Source organism: Buttiauxella izardii (genome assembly GCF_003601925.1).
Taxonomy (GTDB): domain Bacteria; phylum Pseudomonadota; class Gammaproteobacteria; order Enterobacterales; family Enterobacteriaceae; genus Buttiauxella; species Buttiauxella izardii.
On sequence record NZ_QZWH01000034.1, the window covers coordinates 73,194 to 86,521 of the forward strand.

At 48.3% G+C, this 13,328-nt stretch carries 19 protein-coding genes; 13 read left to right on the forward strand and 6 right to left on the reverse strand.

The window, feature by feature from the left end; all coding sequences use genetic code 11:
- Window positions 1-2: 2 nt before the first annotated feature.
- The 8 genes from rpmJ (at window position 3) to D6029_RS15415 (ending at window position 3,991) form a co-directional block, all read left to right on the forward strand.
- Window positions 3-119, forward strand: a complete 117-nt coding sequence (gene rpmJ / locus D6029_RS15380; protein ID WP_000868187.1) for a 50S ribosomal protein L36 — start codon at window positions 3-5, stop codon at window positions 117-119.
- 146 nt (window positions 120-265) lie between these two features.
- Window positions 266-622, forward strand: coding sequence for a 30S ribosomal protein S13 (gene rpsM / locus D6029_RS15385; RefSeq protein WP_034461763.1), 357 nt, complete (start codon window positions 266-268; stop codon window positions 620-622).
- Between the two features lie 16 nt (window positions 623-638).
- The gene (rpsK, locus tag D6029_RS15390; RefSeq protein ID WP_004138423.1) at window positions 639-1,028 is read left to right on the forward strand and encodes a 30S ribosomal protein S11; all 390 of its coding nucleotides are present in this window, start codon (window positions 639-641) and stop codon (window positions 1,026-1,028) included.
- Window positions 1,029-1,059: 31 nt separating this feature from the next.
- The gene (rpsD, locus tag D6029_RS15395) at window positions 1,060-1,680 is read left to right on the forward strand and encodes a 30S ribosomal protein S4 (RefSeq protein ID WP_064514247.1); all 621 of its coding nucleotides are present in this window, start codon (window positions 1,060-1,062) and stop codon (window positions 1,678-1,680) included.
- Window positions 1,681-1,705: 25 nt separating this feature from the next.
- A complete protein-coding gene (locus tag D6029_RS15400) occupies window positions 1,706-2,695 on the forward strand; it encodes a DNA-directed RNA polymerase subunit alpha (RefSeq protein ID WP_034461761.1) in 990 nt (329 codons plus the stop codon).
- 40 nt (window positions 2,696-2,735) lie between these two features.
- Window positions 2,736-3,122 carry a 50S ribosomal protein L17 gene (gene rplQ, locus D6029_RS15405; protein WP_034461760.1) on the forward strand — a complete coding sequence of 129 codons (387 nt, stop codon included), beginning with the start codon at window positions 2,736-2,738 and terminating at the stop codon, window positions 3,120-3,122.
- Window positions 3,123-3,266: 144 nt separating this feature from the next.
- The gene (zntR, locus tag D6029_RS15410; RefSeq protein WP_120065565.1) at window positions 3,267-3,686 is read left to right on the forward strand and encodes a Zn(2+)-responsive transcriptional regulator; all 420 of its coding nucleotides are present in this window, start codon (window positions 3,267-3,269) and stop codon (window positions 3,684-3,686) included.
- Between the two features lie 62 nt (window positions 3,687-3,748).
- Window positions 3,749-3,991 carry an alternative ribosome-rescue factor A gene (locus tag D6029_RS15415; protein WP_120065566.1) on the forward strand — a complete coding sequence of 81 codons (243 nt, stop codon included), beginning with the start codon at window positions 3,749-3,751 and terminating at the stop codon, window positions 3,989-3,991.
- Here D6029_RS15415 and mscL read toward each other — a convergent pair.
- From mscL to def, 5 genes are all read right to left on the reverse strand, one after another.
- Window positions 3,966-4,379, reverse strand: a complete 414-nt coding sequence (gene mscL, locus D6029_RS15420) for a large-conductance mechanosensitive channel protein MscL (protein ID WP_120065567.1) — start codon at window positions 4,377-4,379, stop codon at window positions 3,966-3,968. The two genes, D6029_RS15415 and mscL, sit on opposite strands and share 26 nt — an antisense overlap.
- Window positions 4,380-4,539: 160 nt before the next feature.
- Complete coding sequence (gene trkA / locus D6029_RS15425) at window positions 4,540-5,916, reverse strand: Trk system potassium transporter TrkA (RefSeq protein ID WP_034499005.1); 1,377 nt, start codon at window positions 5,914-5,916, stop codon at window positions 4,540-4,542.
- Between the two features lie 47 nt (window positions 5,917-5,963).
- On the reverse strand, window positions 5,964-7,253 hold the full coding sequence (rsmB, locus tag D6029_RS15430) for a 16S rRNA (cytosine(967)-C(5))-methyltransferase RsmB (RefSeq protein ID WP_120065568.1): 1,290 nt from the start codon (window positions 7,251-7,253) through the stop codon (window positions 5,964-5,966).
- A gap of 76 nt (window positions 7,254-7,329) precedes the next feature.
- A complete protein-coding gene (fmt, locus tag D6029_RS15435) occupies window positions 7,330-8,277 on the reverse strand; it encodes a methionyl-tRNA formyltransferase (protein WP_120065569.1) in 948 nt (315 codons plus the stop codon).
- 21 nt (window positions 8,278-8,298) lie between these two features.
- A complete protein-coding gene (gene def / locus D6029_RS15440) occupies window positions 8,299-8,808 on the reverse strand; it encodes a peptide deformylase (protein ID WP_120065570.1) in 510 nt (169 codons plus the stop codon).
- Window positions 8,809-8,936: 128 nt separating this feature from the next.
- Here def and dprA point away from each other — a divergent pair, with 128 nt between their 5' ends.
- From dprA to aroE, 5 genes are read left to right on the forward strand one after another with little or no spacing between them, the layout of a single operon-like run.
- Window positions 8,937-10,061 (forward strand): DNA-protecting protein DprA, encoded by a 1,125-nt coding sequence (gene dprA, locus D6029_RS15445; RefSeq protein ID WP_120065571.1) that lies wholly within the window; start codon window positions 8,937-8,939, stop codon window positions 10,059-10,061.
- Window positions 10,033-10,506 (forward strand): DUF494 family protein Smg, encoded by a 474-nt coding sequence (smg, locus tag D6029_RS15450; RefSeq protein ID WP_034461751.1) that lies wholly within the window; start codon window positions 10,033-10,035, stop codon window positions 10,504-10,506. Before dprA ends, smg begins: the two co-directional genes overlap by 29 nt.
- 24 nt (window positions 10,507-10,530) lie before the next feature.
- A complete protein-coding gene (locus tag D6029_RS15455; protein WP_120065572.1) occupies window positions 10,531-11,073 on the forward strand; it encodes a DNA topoisomerase family protein in 543 nt (180 codons plus the stop codon).
- 6 nt (window positions 11,074-11,079) lie between these two features.
- Window positions 11,080-11,652: an L-threonylcarbamoyladenylate synthase type 1 TsaC gene (gene tsaC, locus D6029_RS15460; RefSeq protein ID WP_120065573.1), complete on the forward strand. Its 573-nt coding sequence runs from the start codon at window positions 11,080-11,082 to the stop codon at window positions 11,650-11,652.
- Window positions 11,653-11,655: 3 nt separating this feature from the next.
- Complete coding sequence (gene aroE, locus D6029_RS15465; RefSeq protein ID WP_120065574.1) at window positions 11,656-12,474, forward strand: shikimate dehydrogenase; 819 nt, start codon at window positions 11,656-11,658, stop codon at window positions 12,472-12,474.
- 6 nt (window positions 12,475-12,480) lie between these two features.
- On the opposite strand, the gene D6029_RS15470 is transcribed toward aroE, so the two are convergent.
- A complete protein-coding gene (locus D6029_RS15470; protein WP_147365240.1) occupies window positions 12,481-13,026 on the reverse strand; it encodes a gamma carbonic anhydrase family protein in 546 nt (181 codons plus the stop codon).
- Window positions 13,027-13,328 lie beyond the last annotated feature (302 nt).

Sequence of the window (13,328 nt, forward strand, 5' to 3'; positions counted from 1 at the left end):
AAATGAAAGTTCGTGCTTCCGTCAAGAAATTATGTCGTAACTGCAAAATCGTTAAGCGTGACGGTGTTATTCGCGTGATTTGCAGCGCCGAGCCGAAGCATAAACAGCGTCAAGGCTGATTATCTCGCATATTTTTCTTGCAAAGTTGGGTTGAGCTGGCTAGATTAGCCAGCCAATCTTTTGTATGTCTATGCGTTTCCATTTGAGTATCCTGAAAACGGGCTTTTCGGTATGGGACGCATAATCTAAATAGTAGGAGTGCATAGTGGCCCGTATAGCAGGCATTAACATTCCTGATCAAAAACATACCGTGATCGCTTTAACTTCGATCTACGGTGTAGGCAAGACTCGTTCAAAGGCCATTTGTGCTGCGGCGGGTATCGCTGAAGATGTTAAGATCAGAGAGCTGTCTGAAGAACAAATCGACACGCTGCGTGACGAAGTTGCCAAATTTGTCGTTGAAGGTGATCTGCGCCGTGAAGTGAGTATGAGCATCAAGCGTCTGATGGACCTTGGTTGCTATCGCGGTTTGCGTCATCGTCGTGGTCTGCCAGTACGCGGTCAGCGTACGAAGACCAACGCACGTACCCGTAAGGGTCCGCGCAAACCGATCAAGAAATAATCGGGGTGATTGAATAATGGCAAAGGCACCAGTTCGTGCACGTAAGCGTGTAAGAAAACAAGTCTCTGACGGCGTGGCTCATGTCCATGCTTCTTTCAACAACACAATCGTTACTATTACTGATCGTCAGGGTAACGCTTTGGGTTGGGCAACTGCCGGTGGTTCCGGTTTCCGTGGTTCTCGCAAATCCACTCCGTTTGCAGCTCAGGTTGCAGCAGAGCGTTGCGCAGAAGCCGTGAAAGAATACGGTATCAAGAACCTGGAAGTTATGGTTAAGGGACCGGGTCCAGGCCGCGAATCTACCATTCGTGCTCTGAACGCCGCTGGTTTCCGCATCACTAATATTACTGATGTGACTCCGATCCCTCACAACGGTTGTCGTCCGCCGAAAAAACGCCGCGTATAACGCACGTTTTTAGGAATGTTGGAGAAAGAAAATGGCAAGATATTTGGGTCCTAAGCTCAAGCTGAGCCGTCGCGAGGGCACAGACCTGTTCCTGAAGTCTGGTGTTCGCGCGATCGATACCAAGTGTAAAATTGAACAAGCTCCTGGCCAGCACGGTGCGCGTAAACCGCGTCTGTCTGACTATGGTGTGCAGTTGCGTGAAAAGCAAAAAGTTCGCCGTATGTTCGGTGTTCTGGAGCGTCAGTTCCGTAACTACTATAAAGAAGCAGCTCGTCTGAAAGGCAACACCGGTGAAAACCTGTTGGTTCTGCTGGAAGGTCGTCTTGACAACGTTGTTTACCGTATGGGCTTCGGCGCTACACGTGCAGAATCACGTCAGCTCGTTAGCCACAAAGCAGTTATGGTAAATGGTCGCGTTGTTAACATCGCTTCTTATCAGGTAACTCCGAATGACGTAGTTAGCATCCGTGAGAAAGCCAAAAAGCAATCTCGCGTGAAGGCCGCTCTGGAGCTGGCTGAACAGCGTGAAAAGCCAACCTGGCTGGAAGTTGATGCTGCTAAGATGGAAGGTGTGTTCAAGCGTAAGCCTGAGCGTACTGATCTGTCTGCGGACATTAACGAACACCTGATCGTCGAGCTTTACTCCAAGTAAAGCTTAGTACCAAAGAGAGGACACAATGCAGGGTTCTGTGACAGAGTTTCTAAAACCGCGCCTGGTAGATATCGAGCAAGTGAGTTCGACGCACGCCAAGGTGACCCTTGAGCCTTTAGAGCGTGGCTTTGGCCATACTCTTGGTAATGCACTGCGCCGTATTCTGCTCTCATCGATGCCGGGTTGCGCGGTGACAGAGGTTGAGATTGATGGTGTACTACATGAGTACAGCACCAAAGAAGGCGTTCAGGAAGATATCCTGGAGATCCTGCTCAACCTGAAAGGGCTGGCGGTAAGAGTTCAAGGTAAAGATGATGTTATTCTTACTCTGAATAAGTCTGGCATTGGCCCTGTGACTGCAGCCGACATCACCCATGATGGTGATGTCGAAATCGTCAAGCCGCAGCATGTGATCTGCCACCTGACCGATGAAAACGCATCTATTAGTATGCGTATCAAAGTTCAGCGCGGTCGCGGTTATGTGCCGGCCTCTGCCCGAATTCATTCGGAAGAAGATGAGCGCCCAATCGGTCGTTTGCTGGTCGACGCCTGCTACAGCCCTGTAGAGCGAATTGCCTACAATGTTGAAGCTGCGCGTGTAGAACAGCGTACCGACCTGGATAAGCTGGTCATCGAAATGGAAACCAATGGCACAATCGATCCTGAAGAGGCGATTCGTCGTGCGGCAACCATTCTGGCTGAACAACTTGAAGCTTTCGTTGACTTACGTGATGTTCGTCAGCCTGAAGTTAAAGAAGAGAAACCAGAGTTCGATCCGATCCTGCTGCGCCCTGTTGACGATCTGGAATTGACTGTCCGCTCTGCTAACTGCCTCAAGGCAGAAGCTATCCACTATATCGGTGATCTGGTACAGCGTACCGAAGTTGAGCTGCTCAAAACGCCTAACTTGGGTAAAAAATCTCTTACTGAGATTAAAGACGTGCTGGCTTCCCGTGGTTTGTCTCTGGGCATGCGCCTGGAAAACTGGCCACCGGCAAGCATCGCTGACGAGTAACCGGATCACAGGTTAAGGTTTTACTGAGAAGGATAAGGTCATGCGCCATCGTAAGAGTGGTCGTCAACTGAACCGCAACAGCAGCCATCGCCAGGCTATGTTCCGCAACATGGCAGGTTCACTGGTTCGTCATGAGATCATCAAGACGACTCTGCCTAAAGCGAAAGAGCTGCGTCGCGTAGTTGAGCCGCTGATTACTCTTGCCAAGACTGATAGCGTTGCTAATCGTCGTCTGGCATTCGCCCGCACTCGTGATAACGAGATCGTGGCAAAACTGTTTAATGAATTGGGTCCGCGTTTTGCAGCGCGTACTGGTGGTTACACTCGTATTCTTAAGTGTGGCTTCCGTGCTGGTGATAACGCTCCGATGGCTTACATCGAGCTGGTTGACCGCGCCGAATCTCAAACAGAAGCTGCTGCAGAGTAATCTGTAGTAACGTGAAAAAACCGGGCTTGCCCGGTTTTTTTATATCTGAAATTTCCCTTCCTGCATTATTTCATCGTATCTTTGTTTTATCTCTTATCAGCAATAACGACACAATTTGCTTCATAAAATTGATGAGGAATAATCATGCTTCGTATTGGAGAGTTGGCCAAACTCGCGGACGTTACCCCGGACACCATTCGTTATTACGAAAAGCAGCAAATGATGGATCACGAGGTCAGGACGGAAGGCGGGTTCAGACTTTATAGCGAAAGTGATTTACAGCGACTGAAATTCATTCGTTACGCCAAACAATTAGGCTTCACACTTGAAAGCATCCGTGAGCTTTTGTCTATCCGAGTTGATCCCGAACATCATACATGCCAGGAATCAAAGAGCATTGTGCAGTCGAGATTGGTGGAGGTAGAGTCAAAGATTAAAGAATTACAGCATATGCGAAGGTCGTTACAAAGGCTCAACGATGCATGTTGTGGAAGCGCTCATAGTAGTGCTTATTGTTCAATTCTTGAAGCGCTTGAGCAAGGGGCTAGTCAGAGAAAAGAATAAATTGCAGTCCGATATAGGCAGGCATAGAATTACGCCGTTATTTTAATCTATCTGGAGTTTATATGAGTAAATATCAGCATAAGAAAGGGGTCATTAGAGATAATGCCATTGAGGCTTTGCTACATGATCCGCTGTTTCGTCAAAGAGTTGAGCAGAATAAGAAAGGTAAAGGGAGTTATCAACGAACTGCGAAGCATGGTAAACGAGGTAACTGGGAGGCCAGTGGCAAACAAGCAAATTGCTTTTTTACCACTGGCCTTCCTGTTTTATCTAGCGCAATCAGATTTTCTCATTCTGCTGTTTAAGCAGGTCACGGATTTCGCTGAGCAAAACTTCTTCTTTGGTTGGTGCCGGCGGTGCTGCAGGTTCTTCTTTTTTCTTACGGTTTAGTTGATTAAGCGCTTTAATTGCCATGAAGATAGCAAAGGCAACAATCACGAAATCAAAGATATTTTGAATAAAAATACCGTAATGCATGACCACTGCTGGAATATCTCCTGCTGCAGGTCTTAGCGTTATGGCAAACTGTTTAAAATCAACGCCCCCAATTAATAACCCTAACGGCGGCATAATAATATCCGCAACCAGGGATGAAACAATTTTCCCGAATGCTGCACCAATAATCACACCCACTGCCAAATCGACTACATTTCCACGCATCGCGAATTCGCGGAATTCTTTTAACATGCTCATTTTTCTCTCCTTGTTCCGGCTGACGTTAATAAGTCTAACAAATGATGACTCGATTGCCATTACATGAGGAAATAAGAATTTGTCGCTAATTCAATAATATTAGTAAGGTTTATCGAGTTTAGAAGAGAAATGGGCAGAAAAGCATTCTGCCCAAAAGTGATTATAAGAAGAATGGACTTGGCTGGAATAAACGCTCTACGTCGCTGACAAACTTTTTATCTGTCAGGAACATAATGACATGGTCGCCCTGCTCGATGCGCAAGTTGTCATTAGCGATCATGACGTCATTGCCGCGAACGACTGCACCGATGATTGTTCCCGGTGGCAGCTTTATCTCATCAATTGAACGCCCCACCACACGGGAAGTACTCTCGTCACCGTGAGCAACTGCTTCAATTGCTTCGGCTACACCACGGCGCAAAGATGAAACGCTAACGATATCCGCTTTACGCACGTGTCCCAGCAAGGCTGAAATAGTGGCTTGTTGAGGTGAAATGGCAATATCAATCACACTGCCCTGAACCAGGTCTACGTAAGCTTTGCGCTGAATCAGTACCATAACCTTCTTGGCACCCATCCGTTTAGCCAGCATTGCGGACATAATGTTTGCTTCATCATCGTTGGTGACGGCGATAAACAAATCTACCTGTTCGATATGCTCTTCAGCCAACAGTTCCTGATCGGAAGCATCGCCATAGAAAACAATGGTGTTTTGCAGCATTTCGGCAAGTTCGGCAGCGCGTTGTGGATCGCGTTCAATCAGCTTAACGCTGTAATCTTTTTCAAGTCGTTGTGCCAGACCCGCACCGATGTTACCGCCCCCGACGAGCATAATGCGCTTGTACGGTTTTTCTAGGCGTTGCAGTTCACTCATTACCGCTCGTATGTGTTGGGAGGCGGCAATAAAGAAGACTTCATCCCCAGCTTCAACGATGGTTGAACCTTGTGGGCGAATAGGCCGATCATGGCGGAAAATTGCTGCGACGCGCGTTTCGATATGCGGCATATGTTCACGCATAGTCGAAAGGGCATTACCGACTAGTGGGCCGCCGTAATAGGCTTTCACCACCGCAAGGCTCACTTTTCCTTCAGCAAAATTCACTACCTGGAGTGCACCAGGGTACTCAATGAGGCGATAAATATTGTCGATAACTAATTGTTCGGGAGCAATTAGATGGTCAATTGGCACCGCTTCAGCATTAAACAAACGCTCGGCATCGCGCACGTAATCAGGTGCACGAATTCGCGCGATTCGGTTTGGCGTATTAAAAAGTGAGTATGCCACCTGGCAGGCAATCATATTCGTTTCATCGGAGCTGGTGACTGCAACTAGCATATCGGCATCATCTGCACCGGCTTCACGCAAAACGCGAGGATGTGAGCCGTGGCCCTGCACAACGCGTAAGTCGAACTTATCCTGCAAGCTACGCAGGCGATCCTGATTAGTATCAACAACGGTAATATCGTTGTTTTCACCGACCAGGTTTTCAGCAAGGGTGCCGCCAACCTGGCCCGCACCGAGAATTATTATTTTCATTGTTTATAGCTTCATGGGTGATGAAACCTAAGACTCAGCAAACTGAATCAGCTTTTTATTAGCTTAGCGTAAAAGAAGCCATCACCGTCTTCTTGAGAAGGTAGATTCTGGGTTCCTGGTTTTTCCGCTGTACCCGTTTCAACCAGTTTTGCCTCAGGATGCTGAGCCAGGAATGCGGCGACTTGCAGGAAATTCTCTTCCGGCAGAATAGAGCAGGTCGCGTAGACCATTGTTCCACCTGATTTAAGCTTCGGCCAGATCGCTTCAAGAATCTCTTTTTGCAGCGCGGCTAATTCAGCAATGTCACGGTCACGACGCAGCCATTTGATATCCGGGTGGCGTCGAATAACCCCTGTAGCTGAACATGGTGCATCAAGAAGAATGCGATCAAATTGTTGATTGCCACACCACTGTTCCGGGTAACGACCATCACCAACTTTAACATCAGCGGTCATGCCCAAACGTTGCAGGTTTTCATGGACTCGTTTCAGGCGAAGTTCATCAATGTCGACAGCCATTACATGCGCTTTGGGAGCAGCTTCCAGAATATGTGTAGTTTTCCCGCCCGGTGCTGCACATAAATCGAGGATCATCTCGCCGTTTTGCGGATCAAGCAGATCAACACATCCCTGGGCTGAAGCATCCTGAACGGTGACCCAACCTTCTTCAAAGCCAGGCAGCGCTTGTACTGGAGCGGGAGATTCCAGACGCACAGCATCGCGATATTGCGGGTGAACATGTCCTTCAAGACCCTTTTCAGCCAGTAATGCCATCCACTCTTCACGCGTCTGATGCTGGCGATTCACGCGTAGCCACATTGGTGGACGCTGGTTGTTAGCCTCAATGATGGACTGCCATTGATTAGGGTAAGCTTTTTTCAAACGTTGCAGCAGCCAGGAAGGATGCAAAAAACGACTTTCGTGTTTAGCCGCTTCCGCCATCAATTCTTCTTGCTGACGCTGGAACTGGCGCAGTACGCCATTTATCAGGCCTTTCAGCGATTGACGCTTAATCGCAACTGCCCCTTCAACTGTTTCTGCCAGAGCGGCATGTGCTGGAATTCGGGTATAAAGCAGCTGATAAAAACCCACCATAATCAGATAGTGGATGGTGCGTTGCTTGCCAGTCATTGGGCGGGACATCAATTTGCCAATCAGCCATTCGAGCTGCGGCAAAGTGCGTATCACGCCAAAGCAAAGTTCCTGAAGCAAGGCTCTATCTTTATCAGAGACTTTTTGTTGCATTGCTGGCAGTACATTGCTGAGCGATTGACCTTGTTCCACAACTTGTTCAATCGTTTGTGCAGCCATACTACGGAGATTTAGTGTTTTTTTCATAACAACGCTTTGGTTTTCCGGCGCTTAAAAACAAAAATGCCCAGGTGTTTGGCCTGGGCGTAAAGAATTTCTTTTCTCAGGCGAGGAGTGTACCTGGCTTAAACCATTCGCTGCGAGAATTCAGCAGGTCCTGAGCACTCATCGCTTTTTTACCTGCGGGCTGAAGTGATTCCAGATTTAAAATCCCTTCAGCTGTAGCTACCTGAATACCAGACTTATTGGCTTCGATGATTGTTCCTGGCGGGGCTTTAGCTGCCTGGTTAATCACAGATGCTTGCCAGACTTTGACGGGCTGCCCGTCAATTTCCATCCAGCTCATCGGCCATGGGTTAAATGCGCGGATGTTGCGTTCCAGCTGTGTTGCAGAAAGTGACCAGTCAATCCGTGCCTCTTCCTTGCTAAGCTTTTCAGCATAAGTCACCAGCTCTTCATTCTGAACTTCAGGTTTTGCAGTACCTGTAGCCAACAGACCTAATGTTTCCAGTAACCCCTGAGGGCCAAGGTCTGCCAGTTTGTCGTACAACGTGGCGCTGGTATCGGTCGCTTCAATTGGGCAGGCGAGCTTAACAAGCATATCACCGGTATCCAGGCCAACATCCATCTGCATTATGGTTACGCCAGTTTCAGCATCACCAGCCCATAAAGAGCGCTGAATAGGCGCTGCACCACGCCAGCGTGGCAGCAATGATCCATGAACGTTGATGCAACCCAGGCGCGGCATATCGAGAACTGCTTTCGGTAGAATTAAACCGTAAGCCACCACCACCATAACATCTGCATTCAGGCTAGAAACGAGTGCCTGATTTTCAGTAGGACGCAAAGACGCTGGTTGAAAAACAGGGATGTTTTTTTCCGTCGCTAGCACTTTGACCGGGCTTGGCATGAGTTTTTTGCCACGACCAGCGGGCCTGTCGGGTTGAGTAAAGACGCCAACTACCTGGTGCTGAGAAGACAACAGCGCGTCGAGATGACGCGCTGCAAAGTCAGGAGTGCCAGCGAAAATAATACGCAGTGAATCAGACACATTATTCCCTTTTGTGATGGATTAGGCGCTCTTATTCAGGCGCGCCATTTTTTCCAGTTTCTGACGAATACGCTGACGTTTCAAAGGCGAAAGGTAATCGACGAAAAGTTTGCCAACCAGATGGTCCATCTCGTGCTGAATGCAGATAGCCAGCAGGCCATCAGCTTCTAATTCGTAGGGCTTACCTTCACGATCCAGCGCGCGAATTTTGACTTTTTCCGCACGTGGAACCAGCGCACGTTGTTCAGGAATAGACAGACAGCCTTCTTCGATGCCCGTTTCACCGCTTTTTTCCAGCAGTTCAGGGTTAATCAACACCAGGCGTTCATCGCGGTTTTCAGAAACATCAATCACGATGATACGTTGATGGATATCCACCTGTGTTGCTGCCAGGCCAATACCTTCCTCTGCGTACATTGTCTCGAACATGTCATCGACAATCCGCTGAATCTCCGCATTAACCTCTTTGACCGGCGACGCAACTGTGCGAAGGCGCTCGTCCGGAAAATGTAATACCTGCAAAACTGACATAAATATCCAGAGCTGTGTTCAATTGATAGAAAGATTATTACCTCTATTCTAGACATTTCCCCGCCTGATTGACAGCATCAGTGACCAATCGCAAGGATTGCTTTTATAGCTTATGGCAGGGGAAAGTTATGCCGACAAAAGAGGTTTGGTTGCGTCTGATGGCTGTTCAAAGCCTGAGTGGCGATAAGCTATTAAAAATTGCCCAGTTATTATTGAGTGAACTAGAGTATTCGACACTTTCGTTGGCGAAAGCGGGGTTGTCTGCCCCGCAGATATCTCAGTTTCTGACAGTCAGTGATAAAGATCTGGAAACATCATTATGTTGGCTTGAACAACCTTATCATCATCTCGTGACCGCAGATGACCCGGAGTATCCCGAGCAACTTCGGGCGATAGACTGTTATCCGGCAGCGCTATTTGTCGCGGGAGATTTGGCGCTTCTTTCCAGTAATCAACTGGCCGTAGTGGGGAATCGCAACCTTTCACTTTATGGTGAGCGCTGGTGCCAGATGTTTTGTGAACCACTGGCGACCGCAGGATTAACCATAACCAGTGGCCTGGCGTTGGGTATTGATGCTGTCGCGCATCGAGCTGCGCTAAACGTTCACGGAAAAACAGTGGCAGTTTTGGGAAACGGACTGGCACAAATCTATCCCAAACGGCATAAACAACTGGGCGAGCAAATTATTGCTGAAGGTGGCGCAATTATCTCTGAATTCCCTCTGAACACTTCACCATATCCGGGAAACTTCCCTCGCAGAAATCGAATTATCAGCGGATTGAGCCGGGCGGTATTTGTTGTAGAGGCGAGTGAGCGCAGCGGCTCGTTGGTCACCGCACGTTATGCTCTAGAACAAGGCCGCGAACTTTTTGCGTTACCAGGTGCTGTCGGGAGTCCGGGCAGCGAAGGGCCGCACTGGTTGATTAAGCAAGGCGCGACTCTTGTGAGCCATCCTGCAGATATTCTCGAGCATCTGGAAAACGAACTGCAATGGCTTCCTTCAGCTCACAAAGCATTAATATTTTCACACAACGAAGGGGATCGTACATTGCCATTTCCTGAGCTGTTGGCTAACGTAGGAGATGAGGTTACACCTGTTGACGTCGTCGCTGAACGTGCCGGCCAACCTGTGCCAGTTACGGTAGCCCAGCTACTCGAACTGGAGTTAGCAGGATGGATCGCAGCTGTACCCGGCGGCTATGTCCGATTAAGGAGGGCATGCCATGTTCGACGTACTAATGTACTTATTTGAAACCTACATCCACAACGAAGTGGAAATGCGAGTAGATCAAGATAAATTGACGCGTGATCTCGCCGACGCTGGTTTTGATCACGAAGACATTTATAACGCTCTTGTATGGCTTGAAAAACTGGCGGACTATCAAGATGGTCTGACTGAACCCATGCAACTGGCCGCTGACCCGCTTTCTATGCGTATGTATACCGCAGAAGAATGTCAGCGACTTGATGCGACTTGCCGGGGGTTTTTACTGTTCCTGGAACAGATTCAGGTGCTGAACCTCGAAACCCGTGAAATGGTCATTGAACGAGTATTAGCGTTAGACACCGCCGAGTTCGAACTTGAAGATTTAAAGTGGGTGGTGCTGATGGTGCTATTCAACATCCCGGGCTGCGAAAACGCTTACCAACAAATGGAAGAATTACTCTTCGAGGTAAATGAAGGTATGCTGCACTAAATTAAAGTCGCAGCATGAGATGTTATGACCAAATCAGCACTGTTCACTGTGCCCAAAAATGAACCCTGCCCCCAATGTGGGGCAGGGTTAGTGATTCGTTCTGGTAAACACGGCCCGTTTCTTGGCTGTTCCCATTATCCGGAATGTGACTATGTGCGTCCGCTAAAAAGCCAGGCTGATGGCCATGTGGTGAAAGTTCTGGAAGGTCAGCTGTGCCCGATATGTCAGGAAAACCTTGTCTTGCGCCAGGGCCGTTTTGGGATGTTCATTGGTTGTAGCAATTATCCCGCCTGCGAACATACAGAAGTTATCGACAAACCTGATGAAACCGCAATTAGCTGCCCGCAATGCCAGCAAGGGAAATTAGTCCAGCGCCGTTCCCGGTTTGGTAAAACGTTTTGGTCTTGTGATAGCTACCCGACATGTCAGTTTGTCACTAATAGCAAACCAGTAGCGGGCGAATGCCCTGCATGTCACTATCCTTTACTTATCGAAAAGAAAACCGCACAGGGTTTAAAACATTTCTGTGCCAGTAAACAATGTGGAAAGCCGGTAACGGCGGAATAAAAGCTTGTGAAGACAAACCTGCAAAAAGAGCAACTCTTCGAGATCGTTGCCGCCTTAAAAGAACAACAAGTCATCGCTTATCCAACCGAAGCTGTATTTGGTGTCGGCTGTGATCCTGATAGTGAACTGGCCGTCACGCGTTTACTTGAATTAAAACATCGTCCTGTCGACAAAGGTCTGATTCTGATTGCTGCGAATTTCGAGCAACTTGTTCCTTATATAGATAGCTCCACACTTTCGCAAAAGCAGCGTGAAGATGTGTTTGCTTGCTGGCCCGGACCTGTGACCTTTGTCTTTCCTGCACTTCCTTCAACGCCACGCTGGCTGACGGGGCGATTTGATTCCTTGGCTGTGAGAGTCACGGATCATCCTTTAGTTCGCGATTTATGTGAGGCGTTTGGCAAACCTTTGGTTTCGACCAGTGCCAACTTGTCCGGCCTGCCTCCGTGCCGTACTGCTGATGAAGTCCTGCTGCAATTTGGCGATAACTTCCCTGTATTGCGTGGTGATACCGGAGGCCGCCAGAATCCTTCTGAAATTCGTGACGCTTTGACCGGCGAACTTTTCCGCCAGGGGTAATTTATGGAAACCTTCGCCGTTTTTGGTAACCCAATTCAGCACAGCAAATCACCGCAAATACATAAGATGTTTGCTGAACAATTAAACATCGAGCATCCATATGGTCGAGTGTTAGCGCCTGTTGATGCTTTTATTGAAACACTGGAGCAATTTTTCCAGGCTGGTGGCAAAGGTATCAACATTACCGTTCCTTTTAAGGAGCAGGCATTCGTTCGGGCAGACGAACTGACTGAACGTGCCGCATTAGCGGGAGCGGTGAATACTCTCAAACGTCTGGAAGATGGTCGTCTGTTGGGGGATAACACTGACGGTATCGGGTTGTTAACCGACCTGGAACGTTTGTCTCTGATCAAACCGAGGCAACGTATTTTATTGGTAGGCGCTGGTGGAGCAGCAAGAGGAGTATTATTGCCACTGCTTTCGCTTGATTGCGCGGTGACGATAACCAACCGAACATTTTCTCGAGCCCAAGAACTCGCGCAACTCTTTAGCCATACCGGGAGCATCAAGGCGCTGGAACAGTGTGATCTTGATGGTCATGAATTTGACCTCATCATTAATGCGACTTCGAGTGGAATCGCCGGGGATATTCCTGCGATCCCTTCGTCATTGCTTTCACATACCGTTCATTGCTACGACATGTTCTACCAAAAGGGTGAAACCCCCTTCCTGCTCTGGTGCAAACAGCACGGCGTTCAACATTATGCTGATGGTTTGGGGATGCTGGTGGGGCAAGCCGCCCATGCGTTTTTCCTATGGCACGGCGTTTTACCAGAAATTGCACCGGTAATAGAGAAGCTAAAACAGGAGCTGTCGGAGTGAATCAGGCTATTTGCTTTCCTGAGCGAGATACTCATCTTTCCATCTTACATAATTATTGGCTGAATATTTTAAGCCTTCCCGTTCTTCTGGCGTGATAGGGCGAATCTGTTTGACCGGGCTACCCAGATAAAGGTAGCCACTTTCAAGTCGCTTGTTCTGCGGCACCAGACTTCCCGCACCGATCATTACGTCATCTTCTATTACTACACCATCCAGCAAAATTGATCCCATACCAACCAGAACACGATTACCAACAGTGCAGCCGTGCAGCATGACTTTGTGACCCACCGTCACATCTTCACCAATAATGAGCGGATTGCCTTCTGGGTTATAAGAAGATTTATGCGTGACATGCAGCACACTGCCATCCTGAATATTGCTACGAGCGCCAATAGCGACATAGTTAACGTCGCCGCGAATGGCAACTAATGGCCAAATACTCACATCATCAGCAAGACGCACATCGCCAATCACCACACTTGAACTATCAAGCATCACGCGTTGACCGATTTCAGGATAAGTATTTTGAAAAGATCGTAATACTGCGGACATAAACACCTCTGGGAGTTCTCTTTGTAGATAGACTTTGGCTGCTTTCTTAAACGATGGCAAGGAGGTAAAGCGGCAAAAACAGGGCAGATCGAACATGATCGCAGCGAAAAGGGCGAAAACTAATCAGTCAGCGGAAAAGATCGAAAAAAGGGTTGTGCAATAAAAAGAGATCCCTATAATGCGCCTCCATCGACACGGAACATGTGAACAACATCACAGAGTAACGGCGGCGATGAGAGTCAAATATCCTGAAATTAAGGGTTGACTCTGAAAGAGGAAAGCGTAATATACGCCACCTCGAG